The 15,779-nt window shown below is 64.9% G+C and carries 17 protein-coding genes and 1 tRNA gene; 5 read left to right on the plus strand and 13 right to left on the minus strand.

The window, feature by feature from the left end:
* The first annotated feature begins 121 nt into the window (after positions 1–121).
* The 3 genes from MJD61_22020 (at position 122) to MJD61_22030 (ending at position 2,903) form a co-directional block, all read left to right on the plus strand.
* Entirely contained in the window at positions 122–847 is a 726-nt protein-coding gene (locus tag MJD61_22020; protein MCG8557936.1) for an NUDIX hydrolase, read from the plus strand.
* Positions 844–2,253 carry an adenosylmethionine--8-amino-7-oxononanoate transaminase gene (gene bioA, locus MJD61_22025; protein ID MCG8557937.1) on the plus strand — a complete coding sequence of 470 codons (1,410 nt, stop codon included), beginning with the start codon at positions 844–846 and terminating at the stop codon, positions 2,251–2,253. The genes MJD61_22020 and bioA overlap by 4 nt, the downstream gene beginning before the upstream one ends.
* A gap of 272 nt (positions 2,254–2,525) precedes the next feature.
* Complete coding sequence (locus tag MJD61_22030; GenBank protein ID MCG8557938.1) at positions 2,526–2,903, plus strand: response regulator; 378 nt, start codon at positions 2,526–2,528, stop codon at positions 2,901–2,903.
* Between the two features lie 272 nt (positions 2,904–3,175).
* On the opposite strand, the gene MJD61_22035 is transcribed toward MJD61_22030, so the two are convergent.
* Complete coding sequence (locus MJD61_22035; GenBank protein ID MCG8557939.1) at positions 3,176–3,622, minus strand: RidA family protein; 447 nt, start codon at positions 3,620–3,622, stop codon at positions 3,176–3,178.
* Between the two features lie 435 nt (positions 3,623–4,057).
* Here MJD61_22035 and MJD61_22040 point away from each other — a divergent pair, with 435 nt between their 5' ends.
* The gene (locus MJD61_22040; protein ID MCG8557940.1) at positions 4,058–5,350 is read left to right on the plus strand and encodes a hypothetical protein; all 1,293 of its coding nucleotides are present in this window, start codon (positions 4,058–4,060) and stop codon (positions 5,348–5,350) included.
* 176 nt (positions 5,351–5,526) lie between these two features.
* Here MJD61_22040 and MJD61_22045 read toward each other — a convergent pair whose 3' ends face one another.
* From MJD61_22045 to MJD61_22060, 4 genes are all read right to left on the minus strand, one after another.
* Positions 5,527–6,678 carry a hypothetical protein gene (locus MJD61_22045; GenBank protein ID MCG8557941.1) on the minus strand — a complete coding sequence of 384 codons (1,152 nt, stop codon included), beginning with the start codon at positions 6,676–6,678 and terminating at the stop codon, positions 5,527–5,529.
* 379 nt (positions 6,679–7,057) lie between these two features.
* Entirely contained in the window at positions 7,058–7,198 is a 141-nt protein-coding gene (locus MJD61_22050) for a hypothetical protein (GenBank protein MCG8557942.1), read from the minus strand.
* Positions 7,199–7,221: 23 nt separating this feature from the next.
* Positions 7,222–7,956 carry an SDR family oxidoreductase gene (locus tag MJD61_22055; protein MCG8557943.1) on the minus strand — a complete coding sequence of 245 codons (735 nt, stop codon included), beginning with the start codon at positions 7,954–7,956 and terminating at the stop codon, positions 7,222–7,224.
* A 130-nt stretch (positions 7,957–8,086) separates the two neighbouring features.
* Positions 8,087–8,896 (minus strand): AraC family transcriptional regulator, encoded by an 810-nt coding sequence (locus MJD61_22060; GenBank protein ID MCG8557944.1) that lies wholly within the window; start codon positions 8,894–8,896, stop codon positions 8,087–8,089.
* A 76-nt stretch (positions 8,897–8,972) separates the two neighbouring features.
* Between MJD61_22060 and MJD61_22065 the strand changes: the two genes are divergently transcribed.
* Complete coding sequence (locus MJD61_22065) at positions 8,973–9,677, plus strand: class I SAM-dependent methyltransferase (protein ID MCG8557945.1); 705 nt, start codon at positions 8,973–8,975, stop codon at positions 9,675–9,677.
* A 260-nt stretch (positions 9,678–9,937) separates the two neighbouring features.
* Here MJD61_22065 and MJD61_22070 read toward each other — a convergent pair.
* From MJD61_22070 to MJD61_22105, 8 genes are all read right to left on the minus strand, one after another.
* Positions 9,938–10,011: transfer RNA gene (locus MJD61_22070), tRNA-Arg, on the minus strand.
* 75 nt (positions 10,012–10,086) lie between these two features.
* Entirely contained in the window at positions 10,087–11,133 is a 1,047-nt protein-coding gene (locus MJD61_22075; GenBank protein ID MCG8557946.1) for a hypothetical protein, read from the minus strand.
* 21 nt (positions 11,134–11,154) lie between these two features.
* Positions 11,155–11,523, minus strand: a complete 369-nt coding sequence (locus MJD61_22080) for a 2Fe-2S iron-sulfur cluster-binding protein (GenBank protein ID MCG8557947.1) — start codon at positions 11,521–11,523, stop codon at positions 11,155–11,157.
* Positions 11,524–11,526: 3 nt separating this feature from the next.
* Positions 11,527–13,464: a Fe-S protein assembly chaperone HscA gene (gene hscA, locus MJD61_22085; GenBank protein ID MCG8557948.1), complete on the minus strand. Its 1,938-nt coding sequence runs from the start codon at positions 13,462–13,464 to the stop codon at positions 11,527–11,529.
* Positions 13,465–13,747: 283 nt separating this feature from the next.
* Positions 13,748–14,317 (minus strand): Fe-S protein assembly co-chaperone HscB, encoded by a 570-nt coding sequence (gene hscB, locus MJD61_22090; GenBank protein MCG8557949.1) that lies wholly within the window; start codon positions 14,315–14,317, stop codon positions 13,748–13,750.
* A gap of 13 nt (positions 14,318–14,330) precedes the next feature.
* Positions 14,331–14,759 carry an iron-sulfur cluster assembly accessory protein gene (locus MJD61_22095; GenBank protein MCG8557950.1) on the minus strand — a complete coding sequence of 143 codons (429 nt, stop codon included), beginning with the start codon at positions 14,757–14,759 and terminating at the stop codon, positions 14,331–14,333.
* A gap of 40 nt (positions 14,760–14,799) precedes the next feature.
* A complete protein-coding gene (gene iscU, locus MJD61_22100; GenBank protein MCG8557951.1) occupies positions 14,800–15,213 on the minus strand; it encodes a Fe-S cluster assembly scaffold IscU in 414 nt (137 codons plus the stop codon).
* Positions 15,214–15,281: 68 nt separating this feature from the next.
* The coding region (locus MJD61_22105; protein MCG8557952.1) for an aminotransferase class V-fold PLP-dependent enzyme at positions 15,282–15,779 on the minus strand (498 nt) is incomplete at its 5' end.

The raw sequence follows: 15,779 nt of genomic DNA on the forward strand, positions 1-15,779 counted from the left end.
GGCTTTCGTCCTCGGCCTGGCCCTGCGAAGTACACCCAGTACTCCTCGGGCGATTCCTGCGGGCGCGCTCGCCCAGAAAACCGCCTGAAAACCCGACTGACTGGGGCCTGACTAGTTACAAATGAGGCGGCGCCCACCTTCCGAGCGTCGCGTCGGCTCCGGTTCGTCCACCGACCCCACCACCGACCCCAACCGCGGTGCCGCCGCCGCCGACCCCAACCGCAGTGGGGCTGACCCCAACCGCGGTGCCGCCGATCCCAACCGCGGTGCCGATCCCAACCGCGGTGCCGATCCCAACCGCGGTGCCGAAACACGCTGTCTTGCGCAAGGGCGTCGCGTACGATTGCTGGCGCGATGTCGCTGGGAGTATGCCGAGCGGGTCCATACCACCTTGGCAGCCATCGTGGTGGCCGTGACCGAGGACGAGCGCCTGCTGCTGGTAGAACAATACCGTGCGCCGGTGGCTGCCCGGGTGATCGAGCTTCCCGCAGGGTTGGTCGGAGACGAGGTCGGCCAAGAGGACGAAGACGTGGAGCGAGCCGCAGCCCGTGAGCTGCTGGAGGAAACGGGCTATCGGTGCGGTGCCGTCCGCATGCTTACCGGGGGACCGCCGGCGCCCGGGATCGTCAACGAGACGGTGGTTTTCGTGCTGGCCACGGGACTGCAGAAGCTGGGAGAGGGCGGAGGCGACGCACACGAGGACATCAAGGTGCACGCGCCCCCCATCGTCGAGCTCGCACACTGGCTCGAAGGCAAGCGGGGCGCCGGCTTGCTGGTGGATCCCAAGATCTACGTCGGGCTGCATTTCGCCGAGCAACAGCGTTCCAGGCGAGCCGGGCCTCGATGAGGGACTCGGACTGGCTGCGCAGGGCCGATCATGCGCACGTGTGGCACCCCTTCACACCCATGCGGCAGTGGCGCGAGGAGTCGCCGCTGATCCTCGAGCGCGGCGACGGCCCCTACCTCTTCGACACCGGCGGCAGGCGCTACATCGACGGTATCTCGAGTCTGTGGTGCAACGTACACGGTCATCGGGTGCCCGAGATCGATCAGGCGATTCGTGACCAGCTGGAGCGCGTGGCCCACAGCACGTTGTTGGGTGCTGCCTCGCCCCCGAGCATCGAGCTTGCTAGTCGCCTGGCCGAATTGACTCCAGCGTCGCTCAACAAGGTTTTCTTCTCGGATGCTGGAGCTACTGCGCTGGAAGCCGCGCTCAAGATTGCGGTGGGCTACTGGTACCACCGCGGCCAACCGCAACGCCGCCGGTTCGTTGCATTCTCCGGCGCTTACCATGGAGATACGACCGGTGCGCTGGCCGTTGGCGACAGCACTACGTTCCGTCGTCCCTTCGAGCCGATGCTGTTTCCCACCGTGCACGCGCCCGCGCCCGACGCTGCCCGCGCTCCGGCCGAGCTCGCTCGCCTGCGCACATCCGCAAGTGCGGACCCGGCCCATTCGGCTCGGTACTGGCCCAGTGAGGATCCCACGCTCGCGGCGGCGCTGCGCGAGCACTGCCTGGGGCGGCTGCGGGAGACGCTGGAGGCCAACTCGGGGCAGGTGGCGGCCGTGGTGCTCGAACCGATCATGCAGGGCGCCGCAGGCATGATCTGCCAGCCGCCCGGATTCGTTCGCGGGGTTGCCGAGCTTGTGCGGGCTCACGGCGCGCTGCTGATCGCCGACGAGGTCGCGGTGGGGTTTGGACGCACGGGCAGCATGTTTGCCTGCGAGCACGAAGCGGTCGAGCCGGATATGCTGTGCCTTGCAAAGGGTCTCTCGGGCGGCTACCTGCCGCTGGCGGCGACCGTCACGACCGACGAGATCGAGCAGGCGTTTTGCGGCGAGCTCTCCGAGCGCCGTACCTTCTTTCACGGCCACACCTACACGGGCAACGCCCTAGGTTGCGCGGCGGCTCTCGCCTCGTTGAGGCTGTTTGCCGATCGGGACCTGCTCGGGCACATTCGGGCGAGCGCCGAGATCCTGCGGCAGGGGCTTTCGGCGCTGCGCGATTGTAACCACGTGGTTGATGTACGCCAGCGCGGCATCATGGTCGGTATCGAGCTGGGCAATGGAAACGGCGTCGCAGCTGCGGTCTGCCGTCGAAGCAGGAGCCGTGGTGTGATCCTGCGGCCCCTTTCGGACGTGGTCGTGCTGATGCCCATCCCGGCCATGCCCCACGATGTACTGCGGCAGCTGATCGATGTCGCGGTTGCCAGCGTGCGTGAGGCCGGCGCTTTCGAATCGGCTGCGGTGTAGCGCTACGACGGGGACGCGAACCGCCCCGAACAGGGTCCGCACGCGGTATTGCGCCGAATGTTTCAATGAAGCCGGACAACTACAGAAAAACGGCTCGAGAATGCGCCTGGAGTGCTCCAGTTCGTTGCCCGGTGGCTCAGGTCGTAGTATGGGCTCAATCGTTGGTTCTTTAGGGGCAGCCATCCATGGTGAGCAGTAGCAACAAGGCAGCGGGTAGAGACGCGCCTGCCGGACGATCGGGGTCCGAGGTTCGGGCGAGGCCCCGAGTACTCGTGATCGAGGACTGCCCCATGTATCGCCGCGCGCTGGAACGTGTGCTGGCTCGTGCGGGTTTCGTCGTGGACTTGGCCCAAGACATGAGCGAAGCGCTGGAACGGTTGCGCGCAGAGACAGCCGCTGTCACGCTCGACTACCGCATGCCCGGCCACCAGGGCGACGAGATCTTGGTCGAGCTGTTGTCACGGCGGCCCAACCTCCCGGTCGTGTTCGTGTCCGGAAGTCTCACCCCACCGCTGACTCAGTTGTTGATGGAGCGCGGTGCGCGAGCCTGCGTGGACAAACTGCACGTGAGCCAGCAGCTCGTCGCCACCTTGCGCGAAGTGCTGACGCTTGCGTCGGAACAATCCTTGCAAGCGCCGAACGCGTGCTAAGGGCCCGCGGGAGAATGACTCATCCATTTCGCCGGTTCTGACCACCGCTGGCTATGTTGCTCCTCCTCGAAGTATCCCCAATACTCCTCGTCGTCGCGCCTCGCCGGCGGCGCCCAGTCCTCACCGAAACACCCGAGTTATTCTTCCGCGGGCCCTAAGGGCTCGTGACAGAATAACTCGATCGGTTGCGATCCAACCGCATGCTCCGGGTGCGCGGTGAATCGCATCCACCCTGCGCGGCCGGTCTCGACCAGTTGTTCTGGGACGGACCCTTACTTCGCCGCCGCGATGCACTCGATCTCGACGCGGGCATCCAGGGGAGGCGTAGCCTGCATGGTGGTGCGCGCAGGAGGCTCGCTCGGCCACAGCGGCCGGTAGGCACGATTCATGGTCTCGTAATCTGCAATGTCGGCGAGCAGCACGGTGCACTTGACGACGTCTCGCAGTCCGAGTCCCGCTTTGCCCAAGGTTTCTTTGATACGAGCCACAGCCTGCTTCGTTTCGGGGCCGACTCCTCCCGGAACCAGCTCGCCCGTCGCGGCGTCGAAACCAACCATGCCGGAAAGGAACACGAGCCCGCCGGTGCGGATAGCAGGGGAGTAGTTCGACGCGAAAGTGGGCGGTTTGACCACTACGTCCCGGTGCGGTCCAGAGGTCGGGGCCTGCTGTGGGCATCCGGTGACGCAGAGCAGCAGCACGAACAGGGCGATTCGAGGCATGGGCGCGAGTGTAACCGGCCTTCCACGCATTGGTAGGCCCGCGGTTGCTGCCGGCCTTGACCGCCGTGCGTACCGGTGCGGTGAGGGTGCCACGAGGCGGCCGTGAGCCAGGTTTCCCTGGTATCAAGAAGGAACCTTCCAGTACGCATTGCGTGCGACCTGGCTGAGACTACGATGCGGAGCGCCTGCCGGCAGCTGCACCAACCCGGCCTGGTTGGGACCCGCTCGAACCAACCGCTCTTTATCGGCGAGGGGCCGGACGCAGGCGCGACGACGAGCAGTATTGGTGGTACAGGTGGCTTTTCAAGCAGAGGCAACCAAGCCAGCGGCGGTTGGAGCCAACGCGGCGACAGAGCGGATCGTTGGCAGCGGCCCGGCAGGGCGCGTCCAAGGGGAGGGCGGCGGAGCGGACACGGGCGCCGGAGCGTCCGGGATGTGACGCGGCCCCTGTACGCGCTGGGGGCCGTTTGCCTGCTCGGTCTCGCTTTGCCGGTCCTTTACGGCGCGCTTGGACACGACTTGCTGCGCGGTCTCTACGCGCAAGCCACGGCTAGCTCGCAGCCGCCACTGCAGTACTACCTGGCGCGCTGGGACTACGAGCTGCCCAAATGGTCGACGCTCGCAGTCGTGCTCTCGCTATTCGGAGCCGGGTTGCTGCTGGCTCAACGGAGGCTCGGTTGGCTGCCCACGCTGAGTGCGCTCGGGATCTGTGTGCTGATCGTCGAGCTGCTGATCGGAGCGTTGCTCAAGCGCCCCGCCTTGGCCAGCAAGTCCAGTCTGGCGCCATCGGTAATCGACGTCTACCTCAGGATGCGCAACGTGATCCAGACCATGCGTTCGTGCGCTCGGTTCGACGCGGAGCTGTTCTACACCTTGCGTCCCGGCAGCTGCCGTTTCGACAACGTCGAGTTCGACACCGAGGTCAGCATCAACAGCCAAGGGCTGCGCGACGACGAGCAGTCGCTGGTCGCTCCCGAAATAGTGGTCGTGGGCGATTCGCATGCCATGGGCTGGGGGGTGGAGCAAGAGGCTACGTTCAGCGAGATCCTTCAGCGCCAAAGCCGGCGCAAGGTGCTGAACGCGGGGATCTCCTCTTACGGGACCTATCGCGAGATGCGGATACTGCGGCGTTTGGATCTAAGCGGACTGCAGGCGCTGGTCATCCAGTATTGCGAGAATGACTACTGGGAAAATCTGCATCTGTATCGCCGCGATGGCGAGCTGGAACGACGTGAGGAGGCACGCTACAACGCGGCCATAGATAGCTTCGAGCGCGCACGGCGCTACTGGCCGATCAAGTATACCTTCTTGAGCCTGCGAACCGCCTTGTTCCCATCACCACCACGCGAATTGAAGCACATGAAACAGGGGGTGCTGCCGTCGCAGTTGGCTGTGTTCTTGGCCATGACCCGACACGCGCCTCAAGCGCTGAAGGGGGTTCCGGTGGCGGTGCTGGAAACCTGTCCAAACTCCACGCTGGTTGCTGACCTGCAAGCAGCGCTATCCCGAGGTGAGCTGGAGGGAGGGCTGCGTTTTCAGCCGCTGCCATTGCCGGAACTGTGGCGAGATCCGGAGCGCCACGTGTACTTCTACCCGCTCGACGGCCACCTCAAGCCCGCAGGCCATCAGCGAGTCGCGGCACGTATCGGACAGTGGCTGGCACAGCTGCGGCGAAAACCGGCTAGCGAGCTTCCGGTCCACGACAGCGGTATTCAGCTGCACCACTGATGCGCGGTTGCGGTTGGGATCCGCATCCGGCGTCGTCACGACGATTGGCGGGATCGCTTGGTGCGGAGCAGGGGCCCAGCAGGGGGTGTGGCGGCCGGTATGGGGTTCCTTGTGGCGAGGTACTACATGACGGTGCGAGACGATTTCGGCAGCCTCGAGTCGAGCGACGTGCATCGTCAATTCATGTTCCGGAATACATAATCGCCTCCGCCGGCGCCTTGGTGGCACGGAATACAACCCATGCTCCCCCCCTTGCCCACGAGTCCAAAAACGGGAGCGCCCGTCATCGGGTTGAAATCGGGGGTGCCGTCCGGCTTCAGCTTGGCCCAGAACCAATCCAGGGTGGCCGGGTCGTAACCAGCGATCTTCTTCATGACGGTGACGGCCACGAGCGTGTTGTCCGGCGCCGCCGGGTAGTTTTCCTTGACCAGCACCGAGCCGTTCTGCGGTGCGAGCAGGTTTTGCATGGCAGCCGTATTCACGAACAACTTGATGCGATCTCCATGGGGCGCCGCGCTCGTTTGCAAACCGGCCAGCCCGGGCCACGGTGGCCAGGCCTGGTAGCCCAGCAGCTCACCCGCGAGCTGTCGCATGTGTGCCATATCGGCTTCGCGGAAGAGCTGATCGTTCAAGAAGAAGTAGTCGCTCTGGCCCGCATTTGCGTGGCACGGGATACACCCGGCCGTCCCACCCTTGCCGATCCGGCCGGCGAGCGGCACGCCGTTGCTGTTTCGATCCAGCAAGCCATCGGGCAGGAACTTGGCCCAGAACCAATCAGCGCTCTGCGGATCGTAGCCCGGCAGCTTCTTCATGACGGTGATGGCGGCCAGCGTGCCGTCGTTCGCGGCGGCGTAGTTTTCCTTGACCACGATCGAGTCGGGCGCTGTCGGGTCGTAGGGACGCTGCATCGCCAAAGCGTTCAGGTAGAGCTTCACGAATGCGCCGTGAGGCGCCGCGCTGGGCACGAACCCGGTCTTGCCGGGAAACGGCGGCCATTGCTGGTATCCGGTCATCTCCTGCCACAAGGTGCTGGCGAGCATCTGATCGGCCGGTGTTCCGAAACCCACCGCGCCACCGACCGTGCCGGAAGCCCCGAGACCCGCCATCCCGGCGCCGCCGCCGAAGCCGCCCCCCAGGCCGGCCAGGCCCCCGCCGATCCCGGAAACACCGGGAGCTCCACCAAAACCCGGTAAGCCGCCCGCCATGCCGAACGAGCCGCCTGAGCCGGCGAACGCGGCTCCGCCGCTGCCGGCCACGCCGGAAAGGCCCCCGAGCCCGCCGAAGCCCAGAGAGCCCCTTTGGACGCCTTCGCCGCAGGCTATCGACATCCAAGCACTTGCAGTGAGTAGCGCGCACCGTGCGCGGGCCCAACCACAGCTGGCTGCATTCATCGTCTTCGACTCCTCGCGATACGGAGCCCCCGCGAATTGGCGCTAGCCCGCATGCCGTTGGCTCACGCAGGTCCTGAGCTGCGGCATTCAGGTATCCAGTCGCTTACGGCCGCCGGATGCTTTCGTTTCACAGGGTGACCACTTTGCCCCTACACTGTGGTCACTTTTCCGACGCGGACCGCTGTTGGCCCGTAGAGCTTGGGGTCCTTGGCGCGACTCGGGCTTGGCCTACGAGCGTCGAGGTTGTCGATGGGCGCAGCGTCGGGACTCAGCCGAAGTTTGCGAAGGCGGCTTGTACCTGCTTGCCGCCGTTTTCCTACGTGGGTTGCATCTGCGCGGACATCGGGTCGGGGAAGATGTCGGCAGCACCCGATTCGATTCCTTCCACGATATGCCGCGCCACGTCGGAGGGCGATGCCTCCGCAATCTCCATGCCCGCCACCATCTCGGTGTCCACGGGTCCTGGGAACCCCGCGTGAGCTACAACATGAGACCGCCGCTTGCGGCAACGCACTGGCCGGTGACCCAGGCGGCGCCGGGTCCTGCCAGCCAGGCCACCACGCTTCCGATATCCGCAGGCTGTCCAAAGCGTCCTAGCGGAGTCTGGCTCGTGATCGCGTCACGCATCTCACCGCTCATAGCGCCACGGGTCATGTCCGTTTCGGTGGCGCCCGGAGCGACTGCGTTGACTCGGATGCCCTGTGGGCCGACTTCGGCGGCGAGCAGCCGGGTGATGTGCTCCACGGCGGCCTTGGTGCCTCCATACGCCACCATCGCAGGCATGACGGCGGTTGCGATCGTGGACGAGATGTTGATGATGCTGCCTCCGGTCTTTCCTAGGGCACCAAGTGCCTCGCGGCTGAAGGCAAGCAGCCCGGCCACGTTGACGCTCAGGAGATGGCCGATTTCGTCGTCGCTGGTCTCGGCCAGGGGTTTCATGAAGCCGATGCCGGCGTTGTTCACGAGCACGTCCAGCCGGCCGTGGCGCTCGATCACGGAATCGATGACCTTCTTGGCGTCGCCCGATCTGGCGACATCGGCCCGCAGGTAGCTGATTTGCTCGGGATGCTGGGCAGCGAATTGCTTGAGCGGTTCCTCACGCCGTCCCGTCACGACTACCTTGGCTCCATCTGCGAGCAGCGCCTCGGCGCTTGCGCGCCCGATGCCGGTACCGCCACCGGTAACCACCGCTACCTTGTTTTCCAGACTCGTCATGCTCTTCTCCGTTGGTGTGTTGCTTCGTCGCCGTGGACCACTCGAAAATAGCTATCTGAGTTGGACATACAATGGGTTTGCGTCCAATTATCCTTCGTGAATCGTCCAGGATGCTGGGTGGGCAACGGGGTCACTTGAGCCCAGCGGCTCTTGGCGCAGCGTGCGACGGCCGGTGACGTTTGCGCCAGGCCGCGGGCGTGGCCCCATAAACCTTGCGGAATTGGCGAATCAGGTGTGTCTTATCTCGCCAGCCCACCCGGTTCGCAATCTCGTCCAGCGTATCGTCGGTGTGCACGAGCCGGTTGGCGGCTTCGCCGACACGGCCCGAGTTGATCCATTCGCCCACCGAATAGCCCGTGGACTTCTTCACGCTGGAGGCAACATGGGCGGGCGTCCGGTGCACGGCAGCGGCTACGTCCTTGAGCGAAATCCGATCGAGGCATCGCTGCTGCACGAACTCGAGGGCCTGAGAAACCAACGCGCCATCGGGACCCGCTATCTGGGTTGCAGTCATGGCACGGCGTATCTCTCCTAGAAGCAGCAGCAACAGGCTGCGCACGAGCTCCCGTGACTCCGGTGCGTTGCGCTCGCATTCATCCCGTAGCTCGCGAAGAAGCTGGCGCACGCGCCGCCGTCGAGACCTCGGGATCACCACGACGGGCAGCGCTCCCCGCCGCACCTTGCGGAACGGGCTCATCAGAAGCTGGCCCTCGTCGAGCTGGACACAGCTCGCACAGAATGCGACGAGCCAGTACTCCACGTTCCGACCTTCGATCGGTCGGTGGGGAGCACCTGCCGGCACGACGGTGATGGAGCCCGGCTCGGCTTTGATCTCCGTGCCGTGCTCCATGCGAAACCAGCCGTCGACCAGGTACGTGAGGCCATGTTCGGTGTGCGAGGTTTCGGCATGCGGAAGCAATCGCTCGATTCTTTCGTGCATGACGAAGACTCCAGCGCGCCCCGCGACGTGTGGTGAGCTGCCAGCCATTGCCGTGGGCACGTAGCCTACCGCACGAATGCGCTCATCCAAAGATCGGCCGATCCATTCCCAATCAGGGCTCTACTCGCGAGGCACGGTAGCCGCTAGCCTGAACGCCATGGAACACCATCATGCTCATGAATTCGAATGGAACGATATCTACGCGGGCGATGGCAGCGACTACCAAGAGCCGGACCCGCAAATCGTCGAAGCCGTTGCTGCTCTTGCGCCGGGACGTGCTCTGGATGTGGGTTGTGGCGCCGGGGGGTTGGTTGTTGCGCTGCTGCGGCGAGGCTGGCAGGTGACGGGCATCGATATCGCACCCAAAGCCATTGCGGCGACCCAAGCCGCACTCGACGCCCGCCAGCTGCAAGCGGAGCTGCACGTCGCCGATGCCGCCGTCTGGCAGCCACCGGACCGGTACGACCTGATCACCAACAGTTTCGCCCTGCCGGACGAGAAAGCCGATCAGCTCGAGCTCTACCGAACGATCCAGGCCGCCCTGGCCCCGGGCGGCACGGTGTTGATCAAGGACTTCGACGCGTCCATGAAACGCCACAAGGTCTTTTCGAGGTATCATTGCCCGTCGCTGGACGAGCTGCTCGCCGCGTTCGCTGAGCTGGAAATCGTCCGGGCGGAAGTGGTCGAGACCCCTCAGCACGATCATGGCGAAGGCCGTGCGAGCAGCGACGAGCCGTGGACGGCTGCGTTTCTGCATGCGAGCAAGCCAAAGGCAGGGTAAGGCTTTGCTCAAGCGGAGGCGGTTCGATGCAATCGGTGCTGAACCAGCGCGGACCCTTGTCGTCGAGGGCTGCGCCACCCACCTTGGGAAGTCCCCGATGTAGTCTGGACGAGGTCACGCCGCCGACCCCGACTCCCCGACTCCCCCCGGAATCATTGGCAGGCGGTATGCGATTCGCCCGTCAGCGTCTCGCGGTCGGTGAGCGCGAGGCGAAGCTGCCGTAGCGCATACCGACAGGCTAGCCCGCTACGCGTGCTCGGCAGGCGGTATGCGATTCGAACGCATGACCTTTGGCTCCGGAGGCCAACGCTCTATCCAGCTGAGCTAACCGCCCTTGAGGGGGAGGGGTGTATCGCATCGGGCGATCGCGGGCAACCAGGGTGCTGGCGGTGACGGGTAAGCGATTGCGTCAGAGGCCGACGTCAACACCCACCCTAGCTCCCGCGAGCAGGCTGTGGGTTGCGGGGCCGGTTCCGCGGGCTGGCTGGAACTCGTAGCCCAGCCAAACAGCGCCATAGGGCATGAAGCCCTGCGTTCGCAGGGCGGTCAACCCACCGCCGAGTGCCACGCGAAATCCAGGGGGCAGCAGCTGGTCGCCGAAGAGGAACTTGGTGGTGGGCGCGATCTCGAAGTCGTAGACGCGGGCCACGTCGCGTACGCGCAATAGCAGGGGCAAGGCGGCGGTGAAGGCTGCGTCAACGGTTGCGTTGCCGGCCACGGGGTCTTCGACGAGATCGGCGGTGCCGCCAAATTCGCCACCAAAGGCAACGGTGATGCGGTGACTGAAGCCGTAGCCGAGGAGCACGCGCGCTCCACCGCCGCCGCCGACGGCGTTGCCGCCCCTTTCGAGCAGCAGGGCTGCGATGCCGTTGCTCTCGAGCAGCAGCACGGCTCGATGCTCGTCGCTCTGATCGCCCTTGAAGTCGTGTTGGGGCTGCAGCCAAAACGGGCAATCTTGTGCGGAATGCTGGTCCGCGTAGATGAGCAGCTTGTGCACGCGCTCGAGGCTGAGGGATTCCTCGGCGTCATCCAGGTCGTGGGTGCGAGCATAGATTTCGCTTGCCAGACCACCTTCCTCGTCGATCCGGTGCTGCAGCCATTCAGCAAGCGCGCTGCGGGTGCTGCGGTTCGCCTGGCAGGTGGAGTGCAGGGCCGACGAAGCCAGAGCTTCGACCTCCAGACGATCGACAACCCAGCCCGGTGCGGTTTGGTGGATGTCGACCATCTTGCGCAGATCCGCGTAGAGCGCGCGCACGGTGGGCTGGGCAGGCAGCGTGCTACAGCCGGTAAGGATCGCTGCAAGAGCGAGGCAGGCCCGCGACGTTACAGGCATGAGAGGAAGCCGCAGGACTGCTGCCCGGCCGCCGGCCGACCGCACCACCGTGGGCCCTTCATCGTTGCCCGGCAGGCTCACTCGTGGTGCGCCGAGCACCCTCAGCTTGGTCGCCTGTTGCAACCGCAGTGGCTGAGCCTCACGTTACGAATTCGACGCGGGGGCCCGAAGCGCACGCGCCCGTTCGCGATCGTCTGGATGCTCGTCCAGGAAGGCCTCAAAGCTCTCGTCGGAGATTTCCACTTCGATGTCGCCATGAACCTTGGCCTGGCAGCCTAAGCGGGAAGTCATGCGCACGTCAAATGCCTTGTCGAGGATGTCGAACTCTTCGTCCTCGATCTCCGAGGTCGACTCGAAGCCCCTGACCACGTACACGTGGCAGGTGGAGCAGGCGCAGACGCCGCCGCACCGGTCCCCCTCGGGCGCGCCAGCCAAACGCGCCGCCTCGAGTATGGTGGTGTCCGGTGGCACCTCGACCTCGAGGCCCTCCTGCTTGAACCTGACGCGGGGCATGGCTCAGTCCCCTCCAGCATCGAGCGGCGCCATCGCTTCCGGCAGATGGGCTTCGATGCCGGTTGCGTGCTGTGTCTCCTGTTCCACGTCTCCGACGGCGCGTCCCGCGAGCGCCCTGCGGATGCTCCGGTCCATGCGGCGGCCGGCGAACGGCCGGCAAATCGCGTCGAGCGCCTCGATCCGGTCGGTTATCAGGCCGTGGCTCGTGCCTTCGCTTGCTCGCGCCAGGTCCTGCAGCGCCTGCTCGATGCGTTGCGACTCCTGGGGCGGCACCAAGTCGGCGTCTGCCGCGAGAGCCGTACGTGTGGCCTGTGAAATGCGCTCGGCCTCCACGCGCTTCTCGCGCAAGGCGCGCGCTGCCACGTCTTGCTCCGCGTGCTCGTACGCGTCCAGCAGCATGCGTTCGATGTGCTCGTCGCTCAGCCCGTAGCTCGGGGTGACCTCGACGTGCTGTTCGATTCCGGTGGTGAGCTCCTTGGCACTCACGTGCAGGATGCTGTCTGCGTCGACGTGAAAGCGTACCTCGAGGCGTGCAGTGCCTGCAGGCATGGGGGGAATGCCCTTGAGTGTGAAATGCGCGAGCGGACGGCAGTCGGCCGCGAGTTCCCGTTCGCCCTGCACGACATGCAGCTCGAATCCCGTCTGACCGTCGGCGTACGTGGTAAAGACCTGCGCGGCCTCGGTGGGAATCGATGCGTTGCGGGGCAGGATCTTCTCCGCGACTCCGCCCATGGCTTCGATGCCCAGCGATAGAGGCAGCACGTCGAGCAGCAGCACATCGTCCCTGGGTACCTCACCAGCGAGCAGATCGGCCTGCAGGGCCGCGCCGAGCGCTACGACCTGGTCGGGGTCGATGTCAGCCAACGGCTCGCGGCCAAACAGCTGCGCGACGTAGCGTCGCACGGCAGGCATACGCGTGGCGCCGCCGACCAGGATGACGCCGTCCAGGCGGTCACCAGTTAGGTCGGCGTCTCGCAAGGCGCGCTTACAAGCCAGCCCGGTGCGATCCAACAAGGGCCCGATGAGCATCTCGAGCTCGCTTCGCAACACGCGTTCGGTCAGCTCGGAGCCGTCCGCGTGTTTGAGCACCACATCGACCGCTGGCTGTTCGGTCAGCGCATGCTTTGCGGCCCGCGCGGTGTCGAGCGCAGTCTGGACCACGTCGGGCGCGATCGCAGCGGCCTCTTTGGGGTAGCTCATGGCGCCCAATAAACGAACAGCCAGCGCGCGATCCATGTCGTCGCCTCCGAGCTGGCTGTCGCCACCCGTGGAGCGTACCTGAAACACGCCATCGTCCAGAGATAGGATCGTGATATCGAACGTGCCTCCACCGAGGTCGTAAATGGCAAACGTGCCGTTCTGCTTGCTCTCGAGTCCATAGGCGAGCGCGGCGGCCGTGGGCTCGTTCAGCAGCCGCAGCACCTCGAGGCCTGCGAGACTTCCCGCGTCCTTGGTTGCTTGACGCTGCGCATCGTCAAAGTAGGCGGGCACGGTGATCACGGCACCTGCCACCTCACCCAAGGTTTCTGTTGCACGTTTCCGCAGGTACCCGAGAATCTCTGCGCTCACCTCGACCGGCGTCACGACGCGCCCGCGCGCCACCGCGAACCTGACCACGGGCCCCTCGTGGGTGGCGAAGCGGTGGGTGCTGAGGTCGCGGGTCTGCGGGTCATCGGCGCCACGCCCCATGAAGCGCTTCACGCTTACGATGGTGTCACCGGGATGCGTGGACGCAAACGCTTTCGCCTCCTGGCCAACCAGGCACGAGCCGTCGTGCTTGTAATGCACGACGGAAGGCACGAGGGCCTCGTCATCGCAGTCGTGCAGGGTCACCGCTGCACCCACGGGCGTGACGTACGCTACGAGGCTGTGCGTGGTGCCGAGATCGATGCCTATCGCACGCGGACCGGCAACGGGATCGTCTATCTGGAGTAGAGCCATCGCGTGTCCAATGAAAGTGCTAGGTTCCGGCGCCTTGGCGGCGTTCGCCGAACAGCATCGATCGCTTCAACATCCGAATCCCTCGCGAGCGGCTAGAGCGCCGATCGGTTTGCATACGTCGTGGACTCCAAGCATTTCGTTCCAGACCCGAGCGCCCCCGCAGTCCCGGAACGAGGCGCAGCAGCGCTACACCGCAGTGAGGAGCGAAGAGGCAAGCCGGGGCTGGGGCGAAAGGCGCAGGATTGCATAGGATTCAAACCGGTCGGCGCTCCATGCTGGCCGCTCAGCTCGAGCCGGAAACAGCCGGGATCGCGCTGGCCGCAAGGGTCTCCTCCGCGAGCGCGGTCTCGTCCAAGAAGCGCTGGTAGAAGCGCAGGCGTCCCAGCGCTTGCTCGAGCCGTTCGATGTCGTGGGAGCGGTCGCCGTTCGCGCGGGCGCCTTCGAGCTTTCTGAAGCCATCCCGCAAGACCTGGATCTCCTCTTCGCGCATCGCGCCTACCCGGTCCGCCAGCGAGCGGACCCGACTCGCTTCATGGGTCGTCTTGGCCTCACTGAGCGCTTCACGCAGCTGCATGATCCGCATCAGGAATTCGGGATCCGGGGGTGGCTTGGTTTCTCCGCGAGTGCCCCAGAGCTCGAGCAAGACGTTGGCGCGCTGCAGCTCATCGCGCAGGGTCCGGAAGGCCTCGTTGACTTCCATCGCCTTGGCAAGCCGCAGGCGGCGCTCGCCCGGCGACGCCCTTACATGGCGGTCGGGGTGCAGGGCCCGCTGCAGCTGCCGGTAGCGCCCCTCGAGCTCGTCCGTGGCGATGTCGTAGCGACGAGGCAGGCCCAGCGCAGCGAAGGGGTCCATCGAACGCGGCGAGCTAGATGCCAAAGGATTCCCCACAACCGCAGCCGCTCTTCTCGTTGGGGTTGCGGAACTTGAAACCGTGCTGCATCAGCTGGAACTGGTAATCCAGCACGGCGCCGCGCAGGTACACCAGGCTCTTCGGGTCGATCACGACTTTCAAGCCATCAAAATCGTACTGGTTGTCTCGTACGCGCAGCTTGTCTGCAAACTCGATCGCGTACGCCACGCCGGAACAACCGCCACCGCGCACACCCAAGCGCAGAGCCGCAGCCGGTGTACCCCGCTTTTTCAGCGCCTTTTTCGCCATTTCGATCGCCTTGGGGGTCAAGCGCACCACACTATCCGGCGTCAGCTCCGCAGAGGTGCCATGGGTCGGCATCATCGGTTCGTATCCGGGGCCCGCTTCGTCCTGCTGTCTCTGGCGTTTGCGTGCGGTAATCATCTGACGTTTGTCTTGCGCTTCGACGACCGTGATGGCCCTCCTATTCGGCGGCCTTCTTCAGGGTCTCGCCGCGGCCCTCTTGCTTGCGCCGGAAGTCCGCGATGGCGCTCTTGATCGCGTCTTCGGCCAAGACCGAGCAGTGAATCTTCACAGGTGGAAGATTGAGCTCCTTGACCACGGCCGTATTCTTGAGCGCAAGTGCCTCGTCCAGCGTTTTGCCCTTCACCCACTCGGTAACGAGCGAGGATGAGGCGATCGCGCTGCCGCAACCGAAAGTCTTGAACTTTGCGTCCTCCACGATGCCGTCTTCGCTGACCTTGATCTGAAGACGCATTACATCGCCGCAGGCCGGTGCCCCGACGAGTCCCGTACCCACGTTGGAGTTGTCTTTGTCGAGCGTACCCACATTACGTGGGTTCTCGTAGTGATCGATTACCTTGTCGGAATATGCCATCTGTTCACCCTAGATCTACACGTTTCGTTGCGCTAGCGGCAGCCGGAGAAGAGCACTGTTTCTACGAGTCAATGGGCCTCCCACTGGATCGAGCTCATGTCGATACCTTCCTGATGCATCTCGAACAAAGGAGACATGTCACGCAAGCGCTTCACATGCTCGACGACGAGCTCACCCACGTAGTCGACTTCCTCTTCGGTATTGAACTTGCCCAAGCCGAAGCGAATCGAGCTATGAGCCAGCTCCTCGCCGACGCCCAGCGCGCGCAACACGTAGCTAGGTTCCAGGCTGGCGCTCGTGCAGGCGCTTCCGGAGGATACCGCCACGTCCTTGATCGCCATCATGAGCGCCTCGCCTTCGACGAAGGCGAAGGAGACATTGAGATTGCCAGGAAGCCGGTGAGGATCGCCGGCGCCGTTCAAATAGACTTCGTCGAGATTGTTGCGCAGGTGCTGATGCAGTCGCCGCCGCAGCCTCAGCAGGCGTTGGGCATCGTCGTGCCGCTCTCTGGCCAAGAGCTGCGCGGCCCTACCGAAGCCCACGATGCCCGGGACGTTCAGGGTACC

It is taken from the genome of Pseudomonadota bacterium, from assembly GCA_022361155.1.
In the GTDB taxonomy this organism is placed as follows: Bacteria; Myxococcota_A; Polyangia; order Polyangiales; family JAKSBK01; genus JAKSBK01.

Coding starts and splice junctions, on each gene's coding strand:
- MJD61_22065 (MCG8557945.1), top strand. CDS start 8,973: ATGCGCTCATCCAAAGATCGGCCGATCCATTCCCAATCAGGGCTCTAC.
- MJD61_22055 (MCG8557943.1), bottom strand. CDS start 7,956: ATGACGAGTCTGGAAAACAAGGTAGCGGTGGTTACCGGTGGCGGTACC.
- MJD61_22080 (MCG8557947.1), bottom strand. CDS start 11,523: ATGCCCCGCGTCAGGTTCAAGCAGGAGGGCCTCGAGGTCGAGGTGCCA.
- MJD61_22045 (MCG8557941.1), bottom strand. CDS start 6,678: ATGTCGATAGCCTGCGGCGAAGGCGTCCAAAGGGGCTCTCTGGGCTTC.
- MJD61_22020 (MCG8557936.1), top strand. CDS start 122: ATGAGGCGGCGCCCACCTTCCGAGCGTCGCGTCGGCTCCGGTTCGTCC.
- bioA (MCG8557937.1), top strand. CDS start 844: ATGAGGGACTCGGACTGGCTGCGCAGGGCCGATCATGCGCACGTGTGG.
- MJD61_22035 (MCG8557939.1), bottom strand. CDS start 3,622: ATGCCTCGAATCGCCCTGTTCGTGCTGCTGCTCTGCGTCACCGGATGC.
- MJD61_22060 (MCG8557944.1), bottom strand. CDS start 8,896: ATGCACGAAAGAATCGAGCGATTGCTTCCGCATGCCGAAACCTCGCAC.
- hscA (MCG8557948.1), bottom strand. CDS start 13,464: ATGGCTCTACTCCAGATAGACGATCCCGTTGCCGGTCCGCGTGCGATA.
- iscU (MCG8557951.1), bottom strand. CDS start 15,213: ATGGCATATTCCGACAAGGTAATCGATCACTACGAGAACCCACGTAAT.
- MJD61_22095 (MCG8557950.1), bottom strand. CDS start 14,759: ATGATTACCGCACGCAAACGCCAGAGACAGCAGGACGAAGCGGGCCCC.
- hscB (MCG8557949.1), bottom strand. CDS start 14,317: ATGGACCCCTTCGCTGCGCTGGGCCTGCCTCGTCGCTACGACATCGCC.